Origin of the sequence: Agarivorans sp. (assembly GCF_050295395.1) — a bacterium.
Taxonomy (GTDB): domain Bacteria; phylum Pseudomonadota; class Gammaproteobacteria; order Enterobacterales; family Celerinatantimonadaceae; genus Agarivorans.
The window spans coordinates 1-22,265 of sequence record NZ_JBNKPP010000173.1; the positions used below are offsets into that span (position 1 = coordinate 1).

A 22,265-nucleotide genomic window follows, 5' to 3' on the forward strand; every position below is an offset into this window, starting at 1 on the left:
TTAACTAATTTCTGATTTAATTGTTGCAGTCGTTGCGGCGTGCCAACATCGACCCATAGCCCCTGATGCAGCTGCCCGCTAACCTGCTGCTGTTGCATCGCCGCTCGTAACAAAGGCGCAAGGGCGCGTCGACCAGGTGCTAAACCGGCAAAAAATGACTGGTGATACTGAGCGATACCACTGAAGGTAAAGACTGGTTTATCGACCACCAATTGGCCTTGCAAAGCAAAATCGCCCTTCGGGTGGTGACTAGGATTACTCACCAAATATAGATGCACCAAACGCTGCTCAAGACTTCGCTGGCATAGCGGGCGATAATCCCAATCGGTCCACACATCGCCATTAAGCACTAAAAATTGTTCAGCATCTAATAAGTCTAAGGCCTGAACGATCCCGCCGGCGGTTTCTAAAGCCTCAACTTCTCGGCTGTATAAAATATCTAGCCCCCAGCGCTGCCCATTTCCCACGCGAGCTTCAATCTGCTCGCCTAAATAAGCGGTATTCACCACAATGCGCCGAATACCGGCAGCCTGAAGTTTATCAATATGCCATTCAATTAATGGCTTACCAGCAAGTTCTAATAAAGGTTTAGGGCAATGGTCGGTCAGCGGGCGCATCCGTTCACCACGCCCAGCCGCCAAAATCATCGCGGTATTAATGCAGCTCATCGCTAAACCCCTTCGTCACGCTAGCCAACCACTGATGAAATGTCTTCAATTCTGGGTAAGCGGCGCTCACTTTCAAGGCATAACTGAGAGTTTGGGGAATGGCCGCCCGATAAGCCGCTTTACCATCTCGATGATCCAAACGACAAAAAATGCCAATCGCCTTGAGGTGGCGCTGTAAGCCGGTTAAATCAAACCAACGTTGCCATTGCTCTTCACTGACAGATTGAGCCAACGGAGCTGGTAACTGTTGAAAATACTCCAGACTTAAGTCCTGAACCAAACTCTCAGGCCAGCTCACATAACAATCTCGCAGCAAAGACACTAGGTCGTAACAGATCGGCCCCTCAACCATATCTTGAAAGTCGATCATAACCAGGCGCTGTTGCTCAAGCATTAAATTACGACAGTGAAAATCACGATGCATCGCCACATAGGGCTGTTGCATAATCGCCTCGCTTAATTCACGGCACAAGCTAGACCAATCGGCTTGCTGTTGCCACGTATCGGGTAAGGCTAACTCTTGACCAACAAACCAATCGGCAAAAATATCCAGCTCTCGTTGAATAAACGCCGCGTCAAAACGTTCTAACTCAGGCAAACTCTGAACTGGCGTTTGTTGTAATTGAACGATTAGTTGTAAGGCTTGTCTATACAGTTGCGTGGCATTGCTTTGGGTTAATTGCTGTTCTAATAAGCTTGAACCGAGATCTTGAATGCATAAAAAACCGTCATTCAAATCAGCGGCATAAACAGTGGGCACCGCAAGCCCTTGCTTGGTTAGAGCTTCAGCTAAGGCAACAAACTGGTGATTTTTTTCCGTGCTTGGCGGCGCATCAACGGCAATAGCCGAGCGCCCGGAAAGTTGAAAACGAAAATAACGACGAAAGCTGGCATCGCCACTAACCATTTGCAAATCAGGAGGAGCAATATTGAAGGTTTTTGACAGCCATTGCTGTAAAGCGACTTGACGCTGTAGTTTACTCATAATTTCTTATACTAAAAACAGCCTTTAAATAGCCGCTTACCAATAAATCCAGTATTATATGCGGCTAACTTTAACCACAGAATTCATTAAGCACAACGTTGATATCACGCGCTTGGAATTTGTTTATATCAGGGAATGGTGCATATTTATATGTTCGTAACTACTCGGTGCCTGCAAACATCGCTAGGATTAGCGCTGTTGCTTTCCAGCCTAGGTGCTAACGCAGAAACACCGTTATCCATACCTCAATGCCGAGCCCACATCCCCGAACGTCTTGACCGTGGCCCCGTTGACCCCAATGCCCCTTACGTGGTGAAGGCTGATCAAGTTCAAGCCACTCAAGGCGAACGAGCCAGCTTTAACGGCAACGTTGAATTTTCCCAAGGCCCCCGTGTATTAAAAGCTGAAAACACCGTTTTAGACGAGCAAGCGCAAACACTGGAAGCCACCGGTAAAATTGAATTTCAAGACAATTTAGTCAGCGTTAAAAGTGATACCTTTAGCGCCAACTTAAAAGACAACAAAGCGAAACTTAATTCGGCCGAGTACCAGCTGTTTGAACAACAGGGACATGGCCAAGCCAAAAACCTAACCATCAATGACCAAAAAAATGTTTCCTTAGAGGATGCAAGTTATACCGCCTGTCCTCCCGGTGATATCAGCTGGGAAATTAGAGCGCAAAAAATCGATATTGATACCGAACAAGAATGGGCTACCACCAGAAACGCTACGGTAAGGCTGTTCGATGTACCGGTATTGTACTTACCCTATTTTTCTTACCCAATTGGTGACCAACGCCATAGTGGCTTTTTATTTCCGAGCATTTCCACGTCTACCAAAAACGGGGTGGACATTTCAGTGCCATATTACTGGAATATTGCGCCTAACTTCGACGCCACCATTACACCACGCCTAATGACCCGTCGCGGCGTGCAATTACAAAACGAGTTCCGCTACTTACTAGGGCAAAACACCGGTCTCATCAACGCTGACTACCTGCCCAATGACGACTTATTAGACCGCGACCGTTATTTGCTGCACTGGGAGCACCAAGGCCAGTACCGACGCCATTGGCGCTTTAACAGCGACTACAGCAAAATTAGTGACGACAACTACTTCAACGACTTGGGCGATGACCTTGGCAAACTCAATGAAAACCAACTGATTCAAACAGGCAGTGCTGGTTACCATACAAAAAATTGGTATGGTCAGGTATTGGTGCAAGATTTTCAGGTTCTAGGGAATACCGAACAGCCTCATACCCTGCTGCCACAATTGAGCTTTGTTGGAGATTGGGATCTTAACTGGCATAACTTGCAAGCGGGCTTCAGTTCGGAGCTCAGTAATTTTGACCACAGAGACCCCAACCTCTATACCGCACAACGCTTACACCTTGAACCGAGCTTAAGCCTCCCCTACGTAGTGCCAGCTGGCTTTTTTCAAGCCGATTTGGCACTAATGCATACCTATTACCGACAAGATCAAGGTAATGACATTAACTACCGCTACCTAGCCACCTCGGTAAGTCGCACCTTGCCCAAGCTAAGTCTGCATGGCGGCCTTAACTTTGATAGAAATACCCGTTGGTTTGGCGATAACTATACCCAGACTCTAGAACCAGTGATTAAGTATCTCTACATTCCCTATACCAACCAAGATGATATTGGACTGTACGATACTGCTAGCCTACAGCAAGATTATTATGGGTTATTTCGCGACCAACGCTACAGTGGTAGAGACCGTATAGCGGATGCCAATCAAATTACTTTAGGCATCCACTCGCGCTTTCTTTCGCCGACTAACCTAGAAACGCTGCGCTTAAGCCTAGGGCAAATCATCTATTTTGAACCAAGCCAAACCACCCTAGTGCCGAACAGTGATTTCTCTAGCAACTCCAGCTCGGCCTTGGCTTTTGAAGTTGATGCCAACATTCGCGAAAATTGGTACGGCCACACCGGTTTACAAATTGACACCCGTGAAGGTCGCCTTAACAAAGCCAATGCGGCCCTTGAGTGGCGGCCCGAAACCGAAAAGCTGATTCAATTGAACTACCGTTACTCGCTGGCCGATGAAACCATGATAGGTGACGTTAACCAGCTCGGCAGTAAAGTGGCTTGGCCAATTACCTCTACCATTTCGGCTGTGGGCAGCTACTATCGCGATATGATTTTAGACCGCAGCATTGAAAGTTATTTAGGGGTGCAATATAACGCCTGTTGTTGGGGCATTCGATTGACCTATCAACGGGGTTTACAAAGCACCTATATTGATGACAACTCCAATATCGATCGAGTGGGAGAATTTGATACTTCGGTTCGCTTAGATTTTGAAATTAAGGGCCTTGGTGGCAGCGACCCCAGCGCCCGTGAACGAATGCTAGAAGGCGGTAACTTTAAATATGGTCGCCCCTTTTACCTCAACCATTAAAACCTTTAGTACAAATATGGTAAAGTAGCCGCGTTTTGCTTGCCGTAATGATAGGAACACAATGAAGAAATTAATTTTGCTTAGTTTGAGTATATTGCTGCTTAACACTGGGCTAGTACGGGCACAAGAACAGCTATTGGATAAGGTGGTTGCCATCGTCAATAACGATGTCATCACTCAGACTCAAGTAGAAAAACTTATCAAAAAGGTCACTCGCCTTTCCAAACAGGAGGGACAAGCTCTTCCACCTGAAGATGAATTACAACAGCAAGTGATGGACCGCTTGATTCAAGAAAGCTTACAACTTCAATTAGCCGAACGTTTAGGTATCAAGATCAGCGATACTCAGTTAGAAAACACTATTGATAACATCATCGCTGGTGACAAAAAGACCCGCCAAGAGTTTCTCGCCGAGTTAGAACAGCAAGGGGTGAGCTACCAACAATTCCAAGATGAAATTCGTACCGAAATCATCCTCGGTGAAGTTGGTCGCAGCCAAGTGCAACGTCGAGTATCCATCTCTGAGCAAGAAGTTCAGGCTTTAATTAAACTCATCGAAGAGCAAGATAAAGGTACTGTGCGTTATCAAGTTGGCCATATCCTTATCCGCATCGGTAATGATGAAGCGGCCGCCCAGCAACAAGCCGAGCAAATTGTGCAGCGGCTTAAGCAGGGTGAAAACTTCAATCAGCTGGCTATGACTTACTCTCAAGGCCCTAAGGCATTAGAAGGCGGAGATTGGGGCTGGATGACCCTAGAAGAAATGCCTACTCTATTTGCTGGCGTAGTTGCCAACCAAAATAAAGACTCAGTGCTAGGGCCAATCCGCACCGATACCGGCTTACATATTGTGATGGTGTTAGATGCGGAAGGACTACAAAAGGTAGAAACCTTAGAAGTTAATGCACGCCATATCTTAATCAAGCCCTCGATTATTCTTAGCGATCAAAAAGCCCAAAGCTTGTTGGCTGGATTTCGTGAACAGCTTATCTCAGGTGAAGCCACGTTTGCTGAGCTCGCTCGTCAGTACTCTGAAGATCCCGGCTCGGCGGTACGCGGTGGCGAACTAGGCTGGTCTGATCCCAGCGCTTATGTTCCGGCATTTAGAGATACCGTTAATCGCTTAGAGGTGGGTGAAATTAGCCAACCATTCCGTTCAACTTTCGGTTGGCATTTATTGGAAGTGCTCGACAAACGCACTACCGATACCACCAACCAAGCCAGCGAAAACCGTGCTCGTCAATTGATATTTAACCGTAAATACAGTGAAGAGATGCAAGCTTGGCAAGAGGAGCTTCGCGAAGAAGCTTATGTTGAAATCTTGGATGGTGACGCATGAGTAAACCAAGCTCTAGAATCGCGCTCACCCCGGGCGAACCCGCCGGCATTGGCCCAGACTTAGTGCTGGCAATTAGCCAGCAAGCTTGGCCGATGGAGCTGGTAGTGGTTGCCGATCCCCAGTTATTGGAAGAACGCGCCAAACTGTTGGGGATTAACATTCGCTTACTTAACTATAATCCCGAGCAAGCAGCTAAACCCCAAGCGGCGGGCACTCTCACTATTGCACCTATCAGCATGGGCGCGCCAGCCGTGCCTGGGCAATTAGATGAAGCCAACGGCCATTACGTACTTAAAACGCTGGAGTTTGCTTGTAAAGGCAATATGGACGGGCAATTTGCTGCAGTGGTCACCGGCCCAGTCAACAAAGGCATCATTAATAAAGCTGGGGTATCATTTAGCGGGCATACTGAATTTTTTGCTCAGCAAGCCGGCTGCTCAGATGTAGTGATGATGCTAGCCACCGAAGGCTTACGAGTAGCCCTAGCAACTACTCACTTACCTTTAGCCTATGTTGCCAAAGCAATTACTCATGAACGTTTATACAATATTATCAGCATCTTGCATCATGACTTACAAAGCAAGTTCGCGATTAAACAACCCAAAATTTACGTTTGTGGCCTCAACCCTCACGCGGGCGAAGATGGCCACCTAGGCCGTGAAGAATTAGACATCATCATCCCACTGCTGGAACAAATGCGGGAAGAGCATGGCATGAATTTAATTGGCCCACTTCCAGCCGATACGGTATTCCAAGATAAATACCTCGCCGAAGCCGATGCCGTGTTAGCGATGTATCACGACCAAGGTTTACCTGTATTGAAATATAAGGGTTTTGGCAAATCAGTAAACATTACCCTTGGTCTACCCTTTATAAGAACCTCAGTTGACCATGGAACAGCGCTTGAGCTGGCGGGAACTGGAGAAGCCGATCATGGAAGTATGATCACAGCCCTAGAACACGCCATCGATATGGTAGAGCGAGAACATGAATAAACAAGTTCATCAAGGGCACCGTGCCCGTAAACGGTTTGGCCAAAACTTCCTGAACAATGATTCGGTGATTAGCCAAATCGTTGCCACTATTTACCCTCAGGAAGGGGAAAATTTGGTTGAAATCGGCCCCGGCTTGGGCGCATTGACCGAGCCTGTTGCCAATGCTGCGGGGCATTTACATGTAGTAGAGTTAGACCGCGATTTGGCCCAGCGCCTGCGTGAACATGCTCGCTTAGCCGATAAGCTCACTATCCACGAGATTGACGCATTGAAGTTTGACTTTATGCAGCTAAGCCAGGCTCAGCAAAAAATGCGGGTCTTTGGCAATCTGCCTTACAATATTTCAACACCGTTGATCTTCCATTTATTAAGCTTTAGTAGTGCCATATCCGATATGCACTTCATGCTACAAAAAGAAGTGGTTAATCGTATGGCGGCGAGTCCCGATAGCAAAGCCTACGGACGCCTTAGTGTAATGACTCAAGTTCAATGCCGCGTTTATCCGGCATTAGAAGTACCGCCAGAAGCATTTATGCCGCCACCAAAGGTAGACTCAGCAGTGGTTCGTTTAGAGCCTTATGAGAGCACTCTATATCCGCTCAACTCGCTAGCTACCTTAGACCGCGTATGTAAAGAGGCCTTTAACCAGCGCCGCAAAACCATTCGCAATGCCTTAGGAAATCTACTGAGCGTTGAGCACCTCGAAGCCCTTGGACTAAAACCTACACTACGTCCAGAAAATTTAACTATTCAGCAATTTTGTGATATTGCTAATTACATAGATAAAGAACAACTATTGCAGGCCTCCAGTAGCGATGACTCATAGCCCAGAATACGCTTTGGATATACAGGTAGAAACTGGCTTTCTACCTGAACATTCTGTTCCTGAGCAGCAACAATATGCCTTTTATTACACCATCACCATTCGTAATACCAGTAATCAAGAGTTACAGCTATTGCGCCGCCATTGGTTAATAACCGACGGCAACGGCGAAGTGAACGAAGTAAAAGGAGACGGAGTTGTGGGCAAACAGCCACTGCTTAAACCCGATAAGCCGTTCAGCTATACCAGCAGTGCGGTACTCGCTACCGAGGTCGGAGTGATGCAGGGAAGCTACACCTTGGTCGACCAGTCTGGCAATGAGTTTGAAGCTGAAATACCGCCATTTCGCTTATCTTTGCCCAACAAACTTCATTAATAGAGAAAACCAATGGCAAGTTATTTCGTTGGAGACGTCCAAGGCTGTTTGGACGAACTGCAAGCCTTACTCGAGCAATGTAAGTTTTCTCGAAAAAAAGATCAGCTGTGGCTAGCTGGAGACCTAGTGGCGCGCGGGCCTAAATCACTAGAAACGTTGCGTTTTGTGAAAGACTTAGGAAGCTCAGCCCATATCGTGCTCGGTAACCATGACTTGCACTTACTGGCCGTTGCCAATGGCATTCATCGCGCTAAACGCCGCGATAATTTGCAAGCCCTGTTGGATGCTCCGGATCGCGACGAACTGCTCGATTGGTTGCGCCAGCAACCACTAATTAAGAAACACCCTGACTTTGACGTGGTGATGGTGCATGCCGGCATTTACCCCAAGTGGAAAGTCAGCAAAGCCTTAAAGTTAGCTAAAGAGGTACAAGCTGAGCTAGCTGGCGACAACTACCTGAAATTATTACAGAATATGTACGGTAACGAACCAGCCCACTGGACAGACGAACTGGTGGGGTATGATAGGCTAAGATGCATCATCAACGTATTCACTCGAATGCGTTATTGCTTTCCCGATGCCAGCTTAGATTTTGAATCAAAGTTACCACCAAATAAAAACAACAACCCTAACTTAAAGCCATGGTTTGAAATCCCCGGTAAACACCTCAAGCAAACCCACATTGTTTTTGGACACTGGGCCGCCCTAATGGGTAAAAGTAAACATGCTTTAGTGTCGGGTTTAGATACTGGCTGTGTTTGGGGCAACCATTTATCAATGCTGCGCTGGGAGGACCAGCGCATGTATACGCAAGCTTGCCTAAACAAACACGCCTATTAAGAAGCCCTAGCTAAGGTAACAAACTCCAGATCATAGGGGTTATTATCATCAGCAGGATGGCGTTCGCTGTGTAGCGTCTGCCAAGATGCTTGTTGCAGATAATCAGGGAAATAAGCATCCCCTTCTAATTCGGTATCAATGAAAGTTAAGTACAGTGAATCGGCCAAGGGTAAACATTGTTGATAAATGTTTGCCCCGCCAATAATCATGACCTCAGCCTCATCTTTAACTCGTGCTAAAGCCGCTTCGATACTGCTTACCACCTCTACACCAGCAATACTTAAATTAGTATCACGACTGATTACGATGTTTAAACGCCCAGGCAAAGCTCGACCGATCGATTGATATGTTAGGCGCCCCATAATCACTGGTTTACCCATGGTGACCCGTTTAAAATGCGCCAAATCAGCAGGTAAATGCCAAGGCATTTGATTATCTTTACCTATTACCCGCTGCTTGGTCATTGCAGCAATCATCGCTACTTTCACTCTACTACCTTACTTATATCATTAATCAGACGATGGGCCGGCCGCGATAAATCACTACCGAGGGTATCGCTAAACCAAAGCTCAGCGCCATCAAAATAAACAGGGTTCGTAACCCATTCTCTAACACCGTAGCCAGCAAAGCTTCGCTGAAACCACCGCTATATAAACCAATTATTCCCACCATGGTTTTAAAAGCATAACTGCCGGGAATCATCGGAATAATCGAAGCTACAGTGAAAACCGGTCGAGGAATCAAGTAACGTCGCGACCAATATACACCGACTAGACCTACACTGGTTGAAGCCACCAAAGTCGCCCATTCTAAGGGAACCCCCCAGTGAATACACAGGGTACGTAAACAGTGGGCAAACGCACCGCCAATGGCACATAGCGGTAATACCCGCGAAGGCACATTAAATACCATCGCAAAGCCCACCGCTGGCACCGATGAAAAAATTGCGTCTTCAACTAATATCGCTAATAACTCTAACATCTTACAACCACCCGCTTACGCCTGTTGCCCACATAGAAAGAGCTATCCCCATGGATACCCCTAAGCTTAATAGCGAGGCAAAAAACCATCGTGAAATCCCCATACTGATGTGGCCTTTCACCATATCAGACACGGCGTTAATCAGCGGGAAGCCGGGAACTAACAATAATACCGAAGCGGCCATCACCGTTTGGGGCTGATTACCCAAATCATAACGCACAGCAAGACCCGCTATAGAGGTAGCGACAAACGCTGTCATACCGAAATTAAGAATGGGGTTATGGTGGCGATGAGCCATTTCTTGGCGAAAAAACATGGCAACGGCAGAGGCGATGAAGGTCATAGCAAATACCGTCCAATCCCCGCCAAACAAGTGGCTAAAACAGGCACATGATAGGCCAATCATAAATACCACATGCCAACGATTGTACTTATAAGGCTTTAAGCGCTCTAAACGCTTTACCACCTCATCCACATCCAATAACTGCTTCTCTGCCATGATAGTAATGCGCTGTACTTCGCACACCATATGCATATTAATGCCTCGGTCGTAAACTCGACGGGTAGTAGTAATACAACGTCCTTTTGCTAAGCCAGTAAGCACCAAAGCGTTAGCGGTAATGGCCAGCTCTACACTATCTAAACCTAAGGCTATCCCTAAACGAACAGAGGTTTCTTCGATTAATTTACTTTCTGCACCATGCTGTTGCATGATGCGACCCGCCGATACAACAACCCGACAGATGCGAGTTTGCTGCTCCAAGTCTATATTACGAACCGGAGCCTGAACAGGCCCCGAAAATTTCCTAAACGAGCGTAACATGTTTAACTATCCGAGTAACACAATAACTATTGAATAGCTTACTATGGCTGGTAAATAACCTCTACACCATGATCATCGTCATCATCCCAATCATCATCGTCCCAGTCTTCATACTCGGCTTGCTCAATTTGCTGCTGATGATAATCGTCCCATTGAAACTTAACTTCCTCCCGTTCGGCTAACTCTTCTTCAACCACCGGTAAAGTTTCTAGGAACTGGCCAATAGCCTTACATATTTCTTTGGTTCCGTTATTTTCCAAAGCAGAAATAGAGAACACTTCGCCTTGCCAATCTAGTGCCTCGATCACTCTTTGACGGATCTCTTCCGCTTCGTCTTCTAATACCAGATCGACCTTGTTGAACACCAACCAGCGAGGCTTTTCAAACAGCTTTTCACTATATTGTTCGAGCTCATTAATAATGGTCAAGGCGTTGTCTACCGGATCACTGCCATCTGCTGGCAATACATCCACCAAATGCAGTAATACGCGGCAACGCTCTAGGTGCTTAAGGAAGCGAACTCCAAGGCCGGCACCATCTGCTGCACCTTCAATCAAACCTGGAATATCGGCGATAACAAAACCCCGATTCTCCGATTGCCTAACCACGCCCAAATTAGGGATAAGCGTAGTAAAAGGATAATCGGCAACTTTGGGTTTAGCGGCAGATACGCTGCGAATAAAGGTTGATTTACCCGCATTTGGCAAACCCAGCATCCCCACGTCAGCTAGTAACAATAACTCCAGCTGCAAGTTACGAACTTCACCTGGCGTGCCATTAGATTTACGCCGTGGAGCACGGTTAGTACTGCTCTTGAAACGGGTATTACCTAAACCATGAAAGCCACCTTTGGCCACCAATAAACGCTGCTTATGCCGGGTAAGATCGCCAAGGAGCTCACCGGTATCTTTATCCCTAGCGCGTGTTCCCACTGGCACCGGCAACTCTAAATCTTCACCGCGTTTACCTGTACAGTTAGAGCCTTGCCCATTCTCTCCACGCTCAGCTTTATGAAAACGTTCAAAACGGTAATCAATAAGGGTATTTAGATTTTCATCGGCCACTAAATAAACGCTACCACCGTCACCGCCGTCGCCACCATCTGGGCCACCACGAGGAACATATTTTTCACGGCGAAAGCTAATGGTGCCATTGCCACCATCACCAGCATCCACTTTAATTACCGCTTCATCTACAAATTTCATTTTTTACTCCAGCATTATCGCTTAACTATAATGCACCATGGCTATTTCGTAAGCGAAATAGTGGCTTCTTGGAAAAAAAAAGCCCCGCTATTGCGGGGCTTTTTGAATAACAAATTGGATGTTTATTCAGCTTCGATGCTAACAAACTTACGGTTTTTAGGACCTTTAACTTCAAATTTCACTTTGCCTTCAGCAGTTGCGAAAAGAGTATGGTCTTTACCGATACCAACGTTAGTGCCCGCGTGGAATTTAGTTCCACGTTGACGAACAATAATGCTACCCGCTAATACAGACTCGCCACCGAAACGTTTAACACCTAAGCGTTTACTTTCCGAATCGCGACCGTTACGAGTACTACCACCAGCCTTTTTATGTGCCATGAGTATATTCCTCTAGATTAACCGTTAATGCCTGTAATGCGAACTTCAGTGAACCACTGACGGTGGCCCTGTTGCTTACGTGAATGTTTACGACGACGGAACTTAACGATTTTAACTTTATCGCCACGACCATGAGAAACAACTTCTGCTGTTACTTTGGTACCATCTACGTAAGGTGCGCCTACTTTAACGTCTTCGCCATTAGCAACTAGTAATACGTTGTCAAATTCAACTGTTTCACCAGTTTCAACGTCTAGTTTCTCAAGGCGAAGTGTTTGGCCTTCGGCCACACGGTGCTGTTTACCACCACTTTGGATAACCGCGTACATTTTTTTCAAACTCCGCTGTACACCTGATATTTCAAGGTGTCTATAATTCTCAACAATGACGGCGGATTCTACGGAAAAAGATCAGTTCCCGCAAGGGGAAAATCAAAAAAGTTTAAAATTCACTCAAGCCCAAGAATTTTCAGCTACTAAAGCTGCTTAAACCACCAAAGTGAGATATTATTGCAACATCAAATTATCAAAATAAGCTATTGAAGCTTCACTTCGAAGTACTAAAGATAAATTATGCAATTGGATGCAATAAAAACGCTGTCAGAACAAGATATGGCAGCAGTAAACGAACTCATCTTTAAAGAGCTCGAGTCAGATGTTGCTCTTATTAATCAAATTTCCTTTTATATTGTAAACAGCGGCGGGAAAAGGATCCGTCCATTACTTACCGTATTAGCAGCGCGCGCCCTTGGTTATCAACAACAGCAACATATTAAGCTGGCTGCCATCATCGAGTTTATCCATACCTCTACTCTGCTTCATGACGATGTGGTTGATGAATCTGAGTTGCGCCGCGGGAAAGATACTGCCAACGCCCGTTTCGGCAATGCGGCTAGTGTATTGGTAGGCGACTTTTTGTATTCGCGCTCTTTTCAGTTAATGACCCAGCTGCAAAACCTGAAAGTCATGGACATCCTTGCCGATGCCACCAACGTGATTGCAGAAGGCGAAGTACTACAGCTAATTAACTGTAACGACCCAGACACCGACGAGCAGCGTTACTTTGAAGTCATATACTGTAAAACCGCCAAACTGTTTGAAGCGGCCACTCGCTTAGCCGCAGTAATTGGAGAATTAGACCAGAGCATTGAGCAGGCAATGCAGGACTACGGTAAATACCTTGGCACTGCGTTTCAAATTATGGATGATGTGCTTGATTACGTTGCCGACCAAGAAGAAATGGGCAAAAGTGTCGGCGATGATCTTGCCGAAGGAAAACCCACTCTACCGCTTATCTACGCCATGCAACAAGCTGACGAAGTAGATAAGTCGACTATTGCAGAAGCGATTACACAAGGTGGTTCTAGAGCCCAATTAGACGATATTCTGCTGATATTAGAAAAGACTAAAGCCTTAGATTATTGCCGAGCTAAAGCGGCTGAAGAAGCACAAAAAGCGATCCTCGCTTTGGACATCTTAGAAGATAGCGAATACAAGCAAGCCTTAATCAGTCTCGCCAACATAGCTGCCGACCGCGTTGCATAAAGCAAATCGGTTACATAAAATCAAAAAGGCTGCCCATGGGCAGCCTTTTTCGTTGTTTGCTTATTTAAGTGACTAAGCAAATGGGTGACGCAAAATAATAGTTTCTACGCGATCAGGTCCAGTTGAGATAATATCAACAGGCACTTCTAACAAGGCTTCGATACGGGCAATGTAATCTAAGGCAGCTTGTGGTAATTGTTCGCGAGAGGTCACTCCAAAAGTGTTTTCCGACCAACCTGGCATACTTTCATATACCGGCTCAGCTACTTCATAACCTTCAGCAGCCATAGGAGGAACGCTTAGTACTTTACCATCAGGCATTTTGTACCCAGTACAAATTTTTAGCTCTTCAAGGCCGTCTAACACATCAAGTTTAGTCAAACATAAGCCAGAAAGGCTGTTGATTTGTACCGCACGACGCATAGCCACAGCATCTAACCAACCACAACGGCGCTTACGTCCAGTGGTGGCACCAAACTCATGACCTTTTTCACCTAAATGCTGACCGATATCATCATCTAGTTCTGTCGGGAATGGGCCAGAACCAACGCGAGTAGTGTAAGCCTTGGTAATACCAAGTACATAATCTAAATGACGTGGACCAAAACCGCTTCCTGTTGCGACTCCACCAGCGGTGGTATTAGAAGAGGTCACGTAAGGATAAGTACCATGATCGATGTCTAGCAGCGTACCTTGGGCACCTTCAAACATAATCGAATCACCACGACGACGCGCCTGATCCAACAAGTCAGTAACATCGGTTACCATTGCAATAAGCACTGGTGCCATCTTAGTCATTTGCTCAAGCACTTCTTCATAACTCACGCTTGGCGCGTCATAGTAATGATTAAGCTGGAAGTTATGGTATTCCATCACTTCTTTTAGCTTGATGGCAAACTGTTCCATATCGAATAAATCACCCACACGTAAACCACGGCGAGCCACTTTATCTTCGTAAGCAGGACCAATACCACGCCCGGTGGTGCCAATGGCTTTTTTACCGCGGGCTTTTTCACGTGCCATATCAAGGGCAACATGGTAGGGCAAAATAAGTGGGCAAGCTTCACTGATTACTAAACGCTCTTTTACCGGAACACCACGCTCTTCGAGCATGGCCATTTCTTTAAATAGCGCATCAGGAGCTAGTACGACCCCGTTACCAATAACGCAGGTAACGTTATCGCGAAGCACCCCAGAAGGGATTAAATGAAGGACGGTTTTTTCACCGTCAATAACTAGGGTATGCCCAGCGTTGTGACCGCCTTGATAGCGCACCACATAGCTTGATTTATCGGTGAGTAAATCTACGATTTTACCCTTACCTTCGTCTCCCCATTGAGAGCCGAGGATCACTACGTTCTTTCCCATTGTCTTTCGTCGTCTCAGTTAAAAAGCGATTCTAGCAGAAATCGGACAGTCAAGGGGTGCAATTTATACCTATTTTATGCGTTAAGGTCAAAGATTAATCACATAGAGCAGGACGATAGAAACTGTCACTAAGCCAAGGCCGATCTGTCGAATACTAGTCGCAGGTGTCTCAGATATCTGTTTTAACAAACATTTCCATCGCTTAGGAAATAACAAAGGCCCCAATCCTTCAATCAGGCACACCAGTGCGACGGCGAGTAAAAAAGTATCTGTCATAAAAAAGCCCAGCTTACACTGGGCCCTCAAGTTTAGTTAGAAACGGGTTCTTTCATATAACGGAAGAACTCGCTATTAGGGTCTAATACCATTACGTCGCCGCCAGTCTCAAAGCTGTTACGGTAGGCTCTTAGACTACGCCAGAATTTATAAAAGTCTGGATCTTTTTTGTAAGCATCGGCGTAAATTTTTGCTGCTGTCGCATCACCTTCACCACGCATTTCGCGGCCACGCTTATCGGCATCAGCCAGCATCACATTCACTCTACGGTCAACATTAGCGCGAATAATTTCGGCTTGCTCCTGACCTTGTGAACGGTGCTCTTTAGCTACCGCTAAACGTTCAGCACGCATCCGCTGGAAGATACTATTACTCACTTCGTCTGGCAGATTAATTTGCTTAATTCTTACGTCTAGTACTTCAATACCAATTTCAGCAGAGCGAGCCATGCGCTTCAAGGCATCTTCCATCACTTGACCACGTTCGCCAGAAACGATGTCACGAATGGTACGCGCACCAATTTCACTACGAAGTCCGTTGTTAATCTTACGGGTTAACAATAACTCCGCCTGAGCGACAGAACCACCACCAGTACGCAAGTAAAATTGAGAAAAATCTGAAATTCGCCACTTCACGTAGGAATCGATGATCAGATCTTTTTTCTCAGAGGTCACAAAGCGATCGGCGTTACCATCCAAGGTTTGAATGCGCGCATCCAGTCTTCTTACTGAATCAATAAATGGCACCTTAAATTGCAAACCCGGCTCGTAAACACGAGCTTCACCGTCGTCACTACGCTTAACCTTACCGAATTGCATTACGATACCGCGCTGGCCTTCCTTCACGACAAAGACTGAAGAGTAAGCCACCAACAAGGCTAAAATCACGCCAAAAATTGTAAATTGTTTCATGGCTTAATTTCTCCCCGACGTTGAACGAGTGCTGCTTCTAATCGAAGAAGGGCTAGATGGTATTGAAGTAGCAGGTTCCGAGCCCATTTTATTGGTGCTCGTAGAACTTCTGTTTACTTTGTTTGAAGAGCTCTTACTACCTTGTTCCATCAGCTTATCAATAGGCAAATACAGCATATTGTTATTGTTTGAACCATCAACCAATACTTTGTTCGCTTTCGAATAAACCTCTTCCATCGTTTCTAGATATAAACGATGGCGAGTAACATCTGGAGCCGACTCATATTCAGGCAGAAGCTGCTCAAACAAGGCGATTTCACCCTGAGCTCTCAGTACCACCTGCTCTTGATAACCCTGAGCTTCTTGCTCAATACGTTGCACTCGACCACGCGCTCTAGGTTCGATTTCTCGTTGGTAGGCTTCGGCTTCACGAATGAAACGCTGCTCGTCTTCTTGCGCGGCAATAGCGTCATCAAACGCGTCTTTCACTTCTTCTGGTGGACGCGCTGGCAAGAAGTTCACATCGGTCACCTGAATACCCAAGTTATATGGCTCAACAATTTCGTCCAGCATTGCAGCCGTTTCGCTGCGCACTACTTCACGTCCGGTAGTTAAGATGTCATCCATTTTGGTATGACCCACAACATAACGTAAAGCGCTATCGGTGGCTTGAGCAAGACTGTCATCAGGCGCAGTTACACTAAACAAATAGGCTTTAGGATCGACAACTTTATATTGCACGTCCATTTCCACACGCACTACATTTTCATCTTCAGTTAGCATGAAGCCAGAAGCGGGCAGAGAACGAATAGTTTCAACATCCACCGGAATGACTTCTTGAATGAAGGTGGCTTTCCAATTCAAACCGGGCTCAACTGGGCCGGCCTCAACGTCATACTTACCAAAGGTAAGTTTTACGCCACGCTCCGCTTCTTCAATGGTATAAAAACCACTCGCCACCCAAATAACGGCTAAAATAACGGCGATTATGGCAATACCAAAACCACCGACACCGCCATTGCCACCACCTACAGATGGTTTTTTACCACCCAAAATGCCGCCGAACTTACGACTAAGTTTGGTAAATACTTCATCTAAATCAGGGGGTCCCTGATTACCGTTCTTATTGTTATTGCCCCAAGGATCACGGTCACCGCCACCCTTGTTGCCAGGCTCATTCCAGGCCATCTGTGTCTCCAGAAATTAAAGTTAGTGCCTACTCACATTGAGCAATAAATCTATCTAAACTATGGTCAAATTGCTTATCCAGCCGCTGCCAAGCAATGGCATCTAACCGAATATCAACAACGATGTTTCCTTCATTGTCTAAGCGTTCACCTGCTACGCAGTCTAACTGATATAAGCGACTACGCAAGCGCCCTTCACTTGGCGGCAAACACAAAGTGTGGTTAACCATATCACCGACCAAACGTTCGCTGATTGCCTTATACAACAAAGGCAAACCTTCACCCGTTAAAGCCGATACCCACACTTTTTGAGGTAAACCATTTTCATCACGCTCGATACGAGGGCTCATATCTGGATGTTGGTCTACCTTGTTAAACACTTGCAGAAACGGGGTTTCTCCTGCCCCAATTTCGTCCAATACTACCTCAACTTGTTCGATATTTTCAGCCATTCTTTCATCACTACAATCAATCACATGTAATAATAGCTGAGCTTCTCGTGTTTCGGTTAAGGTCGCTTTAAATGCAGCAACCAAATCATGAGGAAGGTGGCGAATAAAGCCCACCGTATCCGCAAGAATCACCTTGCCAACATCTTCTATATCGATCTTGCGCAAGGTAGGATCAAGCGTTGCGAATAACTGATCGGCCGCGTAAACCGTCGATTCAGTAATCCGGTTAAACAAAGGTGATTTACCAGCATTGGGATAACCCGCCAGCGACACGGTAGGCAACTCGGCCCGTTGCCGCGCTCTTCGCCCTTGCTCACGTTGCTTACCTACTTTTTCTAAACGTTGCATAATTTGCTTAATTCGCGCCCGCAGTAGCCGACGATCCGTTTCCAGCTGAGTTTCCCCTGGACCACGCAGGCCAATACCACCTTTTTGTCTTTCAAGGTGAGTCCAACCACGAATTAAACGCGTCGACATATGACGCAACTGGGCTAGCTCAACCTGTAACTTACCCTCATGGGTACGAGCGCGTTGAGCAAAAATATCTAATATGAGGGTAGTTCGGTCTAGCACCCTCGCCTCACAGAGCATCTCTAAATTCCGCTCTTGTGCTGGCGACAAAGCGTGATTAAAAATCACCACGTCGGCTTGGGCACTCTTAACTAATTCTGCGATTTCTTCAGCTTTCCCCGCCCCAACAAAATACTTGGGGTGAGGAGAAACTCGACTACCGGTAACGGTAGCTACCGCGTTAACGCCTGCTGAACTGACTAACATCTTCAGTTCTTGCAGGTCTTCTCGCTCATCTTCGTCAGTAAAATTCACATGCACTAAGATGGCCTGTTCACCTGCTTCATATCGGTCAAACAAGCTAATTTACTCCTTGGCACTTACCAAGGCTAATACGCCTTCGCAAGGTGCTATTCGTCGGTTTTTGCTTCGCCAGGCACTGGGGTATGGTGAGGAACAGCTCGCGCTGGTACCACAGTAGAGATAGCATGTTTGTATACCATCTGGCTGACAGTGTTTTTCAACAAGATGACAAACTGATCAAATGATTCAACTTGGCCTTGCAACTTAATACCGTTTACTAAATAAATTGAAACGGGAATACGCTCACGTCGTAACGCATTCAAAAATGGGTCTTGTAATGATTGCCCCTTCGCCATGTTATTGTTCCTTTTTCTTATAAATTAATTTGGCATCGTTCAAAATCGATTATATACCACTAACTTGGAGCCTTATAGCTGCAATTTCAAGTATCACTAAGTGATTGGGTAATAATTTTACTGTTTCCCGCATCCCCACTAACTAACCAAGTGAGAGACGACCAGCTTTTTAGCCAATTCATTTGTTTCTTAGCTAATTGTCTGGTGGCCACTATGCCACGGAATACCATCTCTTCATACCCGATTTCACCATTAAGGTATTGCCACATTTGACGATAACCGACACTTCGCATTGATGGCAGGCTAAGATCGAGATCCCCGCGCTGCATCAGCGCTTTGACCTCTGCCTCAAAGCCAAGTTCCAACATCAACTTAAAACGCTTCTCGATCAACGCGTGTAATTGCGCTTTTTCTTGAGGAGCAATAGCAAATTGGTGGATCTCAAAAGGCAATTTCGCCACTGGCTGTTGGTTTAACTCTGTCAGCGTTTTTCCGGTCAGCCGATACACTTCAATGGCCCGCATTAAACGCTGATGATCGTTAGCATTAATTCGTGCCGCACTGCTGGGGTCAACACCAGCCAGCTGCCGGTGTAAATCCTGCCAAGAGCTAGCGGCGGCTTGCTGCTTGATTTGCTCGCGAAGTTGGGGATCAGCTTCTGGCAAGTCGGCAATGCCATCCACCAACGCTTTGAAATACAACATGGTTCCACCCACTAACAAAGGAATGTTGCCGCGTTGATGGATCGCGTTAATTGCCGCCAAGGCATCTTTGCGAAAATCCGCCGCTGAATACACTTCAGTAGGTTCGCAAATATCAATTAAGGCGTGAGGTGCCTCGGCTTGCTCGGCGAGCGTAGGCTTGGCAGTGCCAATATCCATACCACGGTAGATTAAGGCCGAATCCACGCTCACCACTTCCATGCCATATCGCTTATGTAGCTCGATAGCCAGCGCCGTCTTGCCCGAAGCCGTAGGCCCCATCAGTGTTATCACTGGCCGCTTAGTGCTCATTAGCAAACCCCTGTATACAGCTAGTCAAATCCAGTCGCTGCCACAATATCTTAGGCAGTTCATCTTGATACTGTTGCTGCAGCTGCTGAGTCAACTCTAAAGCTTGCTGCCAGCCATAATCGCTCGTTTTGGGCTGGAGTTTTATTAAACCACTCAGCAAAGCTTCAGCCTGTTGCCACTCAGCTTCGGAAAGCTGACTCATGGCACTGAGCAAGCGAGGTAACAGTTGGGCAAAATCCACTTTGCGGAATAATTTAGGCACCTGAGTCAACGCCAACTGCTGGCGATTAATCATGTTGAAGGCAAACCCCATGCGGCGTAAAGCGTCCGTTTGCTGTTCAACTAACAGCATTAAATCTTTTTCCAAACTCAACTTCAGCGGCAACAACAATGGCACCGAATCTAAACCTTGAGGCCACTGCTGCAACGCCGACTTAAACGCCAGATGTTGCTGGCAAGCCGATAAATCCAGTACGACTAGCTCATCGCGATAACGTGCCAGCAAATAGCGCTGCTGCTCTAGATGCAGTGGATTCAAAGCTTGGCTCGCCTTGCTAACTTGGTCAGTTAACGGTTTACTTGGCGTGTCAAACTCGGCACTTCGGCTCAACCATTGATGATTAGCCTCCCGCTCGCGAACGCTAGGTCGGTCGGCACGATAAAGTGGAGATTGGTAGCGGCTTCTCCCTTCACCATGTGGCTCTTGGGGGCGAGGTGCAGCAGCATAACTATGCTGAGTTAGCGGCTCAATAGCTGGTGATTCAGCAACATCTTGCTCAACGCCCTGCCACAACTCAGCCGAGGAACCGCTTTGTGGTAACTGAGCTAAAGCTGAACCCAGCACTTGTACAATGTAATCGTGCACCAAACGAGCCTGATGAAAACGCACTTCGTGTTTGGCAGGGTGAACATTGACATCAACTTGGTCTAAGGGCAACTCAAGAAACAAGACGTAACTCGCGTGTAACTCATCCGACAAATACGCTGCAAAGGCTTGACGAATTGCATGCTGCAATAATTTATCGCGCATCATCCGACCATTAACATAAAAAAATTGCTGGTCATTTTGAGCACGCGCCACTTCAGGTAAACCCAACCAACCATGAAGCCGTAGCTCATCATGCTGGTTATCGAGATGCAAACAATGCTGAGTGAATGGCATCCCCAGTACAGTTCCGACCCGCTTTAGTTGCTTATCAAGATCCTTCGCCACTCGGTATTGACGGATCAACTTACCATTATGTTTCAAGCTCAAAGCCACATCAAAGTGGCTTAATGCTAAGCGCTTTAACAATTCGTCGATATGCGAAAACTCGGTCTTTTCGGTACGTAAAAACTTTCGCCGGGCAGGGGTATTGAAGAACAAATCTAAGACCTCAACCGAGCTGCCCACCGGATGAGCGCAAGGTTGCAGGCTCACCTGCATGTCTCGCCCTTCTGCCCTAGCTTGCCAAGCCTGCTCTTGTTCAACAGTTCGTGAGCTTAAGCTTAAACGAGAGACCGAGCTAATACTGGCTAAGGCTTCTCCTCGAAAACCCAAAGTAGCAATTGCGCTTAAGTCATCTAGGCTAGCAATTTTACTGGTAGCATGACGACTTAAGGCTAAGGACAATTGATCTTTTTCAATGCCGCAGCCATTGTCGCGGATAAGGATCCGCTTTGCGCCACCCTTATCGATTTCCACATCGATTCGAGTAGCACCGGCATCAAGGCAATTTTCAATCAGTTCTTTCACCACAGAAGCCGGGCGTTCTACCACTTCTCCGGCAGCTATTTGGTTCGCCAGCTGAGCTGGCAATATTTGAATAGGCATGAAGTTAACTATTAGGAATTGTCAAAACTTGACCAATGCGCAGCGTATTTGAAGACAATTTGTTAGCCTTTTTTAGCCCCGCCACGCTGGTATTATAACGGGCAGCCAATACCGATAAGGACTCACCTTTTTGTACTGTGTGTTTACGCACCCCATAAGTTTGGGCGTACAAGGTACCTGCCAGCGGCTTATTACGATAATGAGTTTTAATCCCCTTCACCACAGCCTGAGCAATCCGCTCTTGGTGGTTACCCGAGTTGAGCAATTTCTCTTCATTAAGGTTAGTGATAAAGCCCGCCTCCACCAATATAGAAGGGATATCAGGCGATCTAAGTACCGCTAAACTGGCATGTTCTGGACGCTTCTTATGCAAACTGGTCACTCGGCCAAGTTCGCCTAACACCTTGCTGGCTACCTCGTATGCTGTATTCATGGAATAATCCATCTGCATATCAATCAGGGCAAAGTTCAAATGGGCGTCATTTTCCACACTCCCCATCACTTCGCCCACTCCGCCCAACAGGTCAGACTCAGCCTCATGTTCTTCTAAATGCCGCCCCACTTCACTCTTAGCTCGACGAGTCGACACCACCCACACCGAAGCGCCTTTAGGTTGTGAAGAAGTAAAACCATCGGCGTGAATAGACACTAAAAAGTCGGCCTTATTTTTACGGGCAATTTGCGAGCGCT

Annotated in this window: 24 protein-coding genes; 7 read left to right on the forward strand and 17 right to left on the reverse strand. The window is 46.5% G+C overall.

Annotated features, from left to right (window positions below; genetic code table 11):
• Together murU and ACQY6Q_RS10410 are read right to left on the reverse strand one after the other, a co-directional pair.
• The coding region (gene murU / locus ACQY6Q_RS10405) for an N-acetylmuramate alpha-1-phosphate uridylyltransferase MurU (protein WP_427981086.1) at positions 1-668 on the reverse strand (668 nt) is incomplete at its 3' end.
• Entirely contained in the window at positions 655-1,653 is a 999-nt protein-coding gene (locus ACQY6Q_RS10410) for an aminoglycoside phosphotransferase family protein (protein WP_427981088.1), read from the reverse strand. The genes ACQY6Q_RS10410 and murU, both read right to left, overlap by 14 nt.
• Positions 1,654-1,803: 150 nt before the next feature.
• Here ACQY6Q_RS10410 and lptD point away from each other — a divergent pair, with 150 nt between their 5' ends.
• The 6 genes from lptD (at position 1,804) to ACQY6Q_RS10440 (ending at position 8,453) form a co-directional block, all read left to right on the forward strand.
• Positions 1,804-4,080 carry an LPS assembly protein LptD gene (lptD, locus tag ACQY6Q_RS10415; protein ID WP_427981090.1) on the forward strand — a complete coding sequence of 759 codons (2,277 nt, stop codon included), beginning with the start codon at positions 1,804-1,806 and terminating at the stop codon, positions 4,078-4,080.
• 61 nt (positions 4,081-4,141) lie between these two features.
• The gene (surA, locus tag ACQY6Q_RS10420; RefSeq protein ID WP_427981092.1) at positions 4,142-5,419 is read left to right on the forward strand and encodes a peptidylprolyl isomerase SurA; all 1,278 of its coding nucleotides are present in this window, start codon (positions 4,142-4,144) and stop codon (positions 5,417-5,419) included.
• Positions 5,416-6,414, forward strand: coding sequence for a 4-hydroxythreonine-4-phosphate dehydrogenase PdxA (pdxA, locus tag ACQY6Q_RS10425; RefSeq protein ID WP_427981095.1), 999 nt, complete (start codon positions 5,416-5,418; stop codon positions 6,412-6,414). Before surA ends, pdxA begins: the two co-directional genes overlap by 4 nt.
• Positions 6,407-7,240, forward strand: coding sequence for a 16S rRNA (adenine(1518)-N(6)/adenine(1519)-N(6))-dimethyltransferase RsmA (rsmA, locus tag ACQY6Q_RS10430; RefSeq protein WP_427981098.1), 834 nt, complete (start codon positions 6,407-6,409; stop codon positions 7,238-7,240). The genes pdxA and rsmA overlap by 8 nt, the downstream gene beginning before the upstream one ends.
• The gene (gene apaG / locus ACQY6Q_RS10435) at positions 7,230-7,613 is read left to right on the forward strand and encodes a Co2+/Mg2+ efflux protein ApaG (protein WP_427981100.1); all 384 of its coding nucleotides are present in this window, start codon (positions 7,230-7,232) and stop codon (positions 7,611-7,613) included. Before rsmA ends, apaG begins: the two co-directional genes overlap by 11 nt.
• Before the next feature lie 12 nt (positions 7,614-7,625).
• Entirely contained in the window at positions 7,626-8,453 is an 828-nt protein-coding gene (locus tag ACQY6Q_RS10440) for a symmetrical bis(5'-nucleosyl)-tetraphosphatase (RefSeq protein WP_427981103.1), read from the forward strand.
• On the opposite strand, the gene folA is transcribed toward ACQY6Q_RS10440, so the two are convergent.
• The 6 genes from folA to rplU all read right to left on the reverse strand — a co-directional run bounded on the left by folA (position 8,450) and on the right by rplU (position 12,171).
• Positions 8,450-8,941 (reverse strand): type 3 dihydrofolate reductase, encoded by a 492-nt coding sequence (folA, locus tag ACQY6Q_RS10445; protein ID WP_427981105.1) that lies wholly within the window; start codon positions 8,939-8,941, stop codon positions 8,450-8,452. The two genes, ACQY6Q_RS10440 and folA, sit on opposite strands and share 4 nt — an antisense overlap.
• 25 nt (positions 8,942-8,966) lie before the next feature.
• Entirely contained in the window at positions 8,967-9,434 is a 468-nt protein-coding gene (locus ACQY6Q_RS10450; RefSeq protein WP_427981108.1) for a threonine/serine exporter family protein, read from the reverse strand.
• Position 9,435: 1 nt separating this feature from the next.
• Entirely contained in the window at positions 9,436-10,257 is an 822-nt protein-coding gene (locus ACQY6Q_RS10455; protein WP_427981111.1) for a threonine/serine ThrE exporter family protein, read from the reverse strand.
• Between the two features lie 41 nt (positions 10,258-10,298).
• A complete protein-coding gene (gene cgtA, locus ACQY6Q_RS10460) occupies positions 10,299-11,462 on the reverse strand; it encodes an Obg family GTPase CgtA (RefSeq protein WP_427981113.1) in 1,164 nt (387 codons plus the stop codon).
• A gap of 122 nt (positions 11,463-11,584) precedes the next feature.
• A complete protein-coding gene (gene rpmA / locus ACQY6Q_RS10465) occupies positions 11,585-11,842 on the reverse strand; it encodes a 50S ribosomal protein L27 (protein ID WP_055734026.1) in 258 nt (85 codons plus the stop codon).
• A gap of 17 nt (positions 11,843-11,859) precedes the next feature.
• Positions 11,860-12,171: a 50S ribosomal protein L21 gene (rplU, locus tag ACQY6Q_RS10470; protein ID WP_055734025.1), complete on the reverse strand. Its 312-nt coding sequence runs from the start codon at positions 12,169-12,171 to the stop codon at positions 11,860-11,862.
• 243 nt (positions 12,172-12,414) lie between these two features.
• Between rplU and ispB the strand changes: the two genes are divergently transcribed.
• Positions 12,415-13,386, forward strand: coding sequence for an octaprenyl diphosphate synthase (ispB, locus tag ACQY6Q_RS10475; protein WP_427981117.1), 972 nt, complete (start codon positions 12,415-12,417; stop codon positions 13,384-13,386).
• Positions 13,387-13,458: 72 nt separating this feature from the next.
• Here ispB and ACQY6Q_RS10480 read toward each other — a convergent pair whose 3' ends face one another.
• From ACQY6Q_RS10480 to ACQY6Q_RS10520, 9 genes are all read right to left on the reverse strand, one after another.
• Positions 13,459-14,754, reverse strand: a complete 1,296-nt coding sequence (locus ACQY6Q_RS10480; protein WP_427981119.1) for an adenylosuccinate synthase — start codon at positions 14,752-14,754, stop codon at positions 13,459-13,461.
• An 87-nt stretch (positions 14,755-14,841) separates the two neighbouring features.
• Positions 14,842-15,030: a DUF2065 domain-containing protein gene (locus ACQY6Q_RS10485; RefSeq protein ID WP_427981121.1), complete on the reverse strand. Its 189-nt coding sequence runs from the start codon at positions 15,028-15,030 to the stop codon at positions 14,842-14,844.
• Between the two features lie 32 nt (positions 15,031-15,062).
• Entirely contained in the window at positions 15,063-15,941 is an 879-nt protein-coding gene (gene hflC / locus ACQY6Q_RS10490) for a protease modulator HflC (RefSeq protein WP_427981123.1), read from the reverse strand.
• 3 nt (positions 15,942-15,944) lie between these two features.
• Entirely contained in the window at positions 15,945-17,129 is a 1,185-nt protein-coding gene (gene hflK / locus ACQY6Q_RS10495; RefSeq protein ID WP_427981125.1) for an FtsH protease activity modulator HflK, read from the reverse strand.
• A 28-nt stretch (positions 17,130-17,157) separates the two neighbouring features.
• Positions 17,158-18,450: a ribosome rescue GTPase HflX gene (gene hflX, locus ACQY6Q_RS10500; RefSeq protein ID WP_427981127.1), complete on the reverse strand. Its 1,293-nt coding sequence runs from the start codon at positions 18,448-18,450 to the stop codon at positions 17,158-17,160.
• Positions 18,451-18,500: 50 nt separating this feature from the next.
• Complete coding sequence (gene hfq, locus ACQY6Q_RS10505; protein ID WP_427981130.1) at positions 18,501-18,749, reverse strand: RNA chaperone Hfq; 249 nt, start codon at positions 18,747-18,749, stop codon at positions 18,501-18,503.
• 86 nt (positions 18,750-18,835) lie between these two features.
• Positions 18,836-19,762: a tRNA (adenosine(37)-N6)-dimethylallyltransferase MiaA gene (gene miaA / locus ACQY6Q_RS10510; RefSeq protein WP_427981132.1), complete on the reverse strand. Its 927-nt coding sequence runs from the start codon at positions 19,760-19,762 to the stop codon at positions 18,836-18,838.
• Positions 19,752-21,575, reverse strand: coding sequence for a DNA mismatch repair endonuclease MutL (gene mutL / locus ACQY6Q_RS10515; protein WP_427981135.1), 1,824 nt, complete (start codon positions 21,573-21,575; stop codon positions 19,752-19,754). Before mutL ends, miaA begins: the two co-directional genes overlap by 11 nt.
• A gap of 4 nt (positions 21,576-21,579) precedes the next feature.
• Positions 21,580-22,265: N-acetylmuramoyl-L-alanine amidase (locus ACQY6Q_RS10520; RefSeq protein ID WP_427981138.1), on the reverse strand; the 686-nt coding region annotated here is incomplete at its 5' end.

What these genes read in the sequence shown, in the direction of transcription:
- rsmA (WP_427981098.1), top strand. Translation starts at nt 6,407, where the DNA reads ATGAATAAACAAGTTCATCAAGGGCACCGTGCCCGTAAACGGTTTGGC.
- ACQY6Q_RS10410 (WP_427981088.1), bottom strand. Translation starts at nt 1,653, where the DNA reads ATGAGTAAACTACAGCGTCAAGTCGCTTTACAGCAATGGCTGTCAAAA.
- hflC (WP_427981123.1), bottom strand. Translation starts at nt 15,941, where the DNA reads ATGAAACAATTTACAATTTTTGGCGTGATTTTAGCCTTGTTGGTGGCT.
- ACQY6Q_RS10455 (WP_427981111.1), bottom strand. Translation starts at nt 10,257, where the DNA reads ATGTTACGCTCGTTTAGGAAATTTTCGGGGCCTGTTCAGGCTCCGGTT.
- pdxA (WP_427981095.1), top strand. Translation starts at nt 5,416, where the DNA reads ATGAGTAAACCAAGCTCTAGAATCGCGCTCACCCCGGGCGAACCCGCC.
- ACQY6Q_RS10480 (WP_427981119.1), bottom strand. Translation starts at nt 14,754, where the DNA reads ATGGGAAAGAACGTAGTGATCCTCGGCTCTCAATGGGGAGACGAAGGT.
- apaG (WP_427981100.1), top strand. Translation starts at nt 7,230, where the DNA reads ATGACTCATAGCCCAGAATACGCTTTGGATATACAGGTAGAAACTGGC.
- mutL (WP_427981135.1), bottom strand. Translation starts at nt 21,575, where the DNA reads ATGCCTATTCAAATATTGCCAGCTCAGCTGGCGAACCAAATAGCTGCC.
- ACQY6Q_RS10440 (WP_427981103.1), top strand. Translation starts at nt 7,626, where the DNA reads ATGGCAAGTTATTTCGTTGGAGACGTCCAAGGCTGTTTGGACGAACTG.
- surA (WP_427981092.1), top strand. Translation starts at nt 4,142, where the DNA reads ATGAAGAAATTAATTTTGCTTAGTTTGAGTATATTGCTGCTTAACACT.
- hflK (WP_427981125.1), bottom strand. Translation starts at nt 17,129, where the DNA reads ATGGCCTGGAATGAGCCTGGCAACAAGGGTGGCGGTGACCGTGATCCT.
- rpmA (WP_055734026.1), bottom strand. Translation starts at nt 11,842, where the DNA reads ATGGCACATAAAAAGGCTGGTGGTAGTACTCGTAACGGTCGCGATTCG.
- miaA (WP_427981132.1), bottom strand. Translation starts at nt 19,762, where the DNA reads ATGAGCACTAAGCGGCCAGTGATAACACTGATGGGGCCTACGGCTTCG.
- lptD (WP_427981090.1), top strand. Translation starts at nt 1,804, where the DNA reads ATGTTCGTAACTACTCGGTGCCTGCAAACATCGCTAGGATTAGCGCTG.
- cgtA (WP_427981113.1), bottom strand. Translation starts at nt 11,462, where the DNA reads ATGAAATTTGTAGATGAAGCGGTAATTAAAGTGGATGCTGGTGATGGT.
- rplU (WP_055734025.1), bottom strand. Translation starts at nt 12,171, where the DNA reads ATGTACGCGGTTATCCAAAGTGGTGGTAAACAGCACCGTGTGGCCGAA.
- ACQY6Q_RS10450 (WP_427981108.1), bottom strand. Translation starts at nt 9,434, where the DNA reads ATGTTAGAGTTATTAGCGATATTAGTTGAAGACGCAATTTTTTCATCG.
- hfq (WP_427981130.1), bottom strand. Translation starts at nt 18,749, where the DNA reads ATGGCGAAGGGGCAATCATTACAAGACCCATTTTTGAATGCGTTACGA.
- ACQY6Q_RS10485 (WP_427981121.1), bottom strand. Translation starts at nt 15,030, where the DNA reads ATGACAGATACTTTTTTACTCGCCGTCGCACTGGTGTGCCTGATTGAA.
- ispB (WP_427981117.1), top strand. Translation starts at nt 12,415, where the DNA reads ATGCAATTGGATGCAATAAAAACGCTGTCAGAACAAGATATGGCAGCA.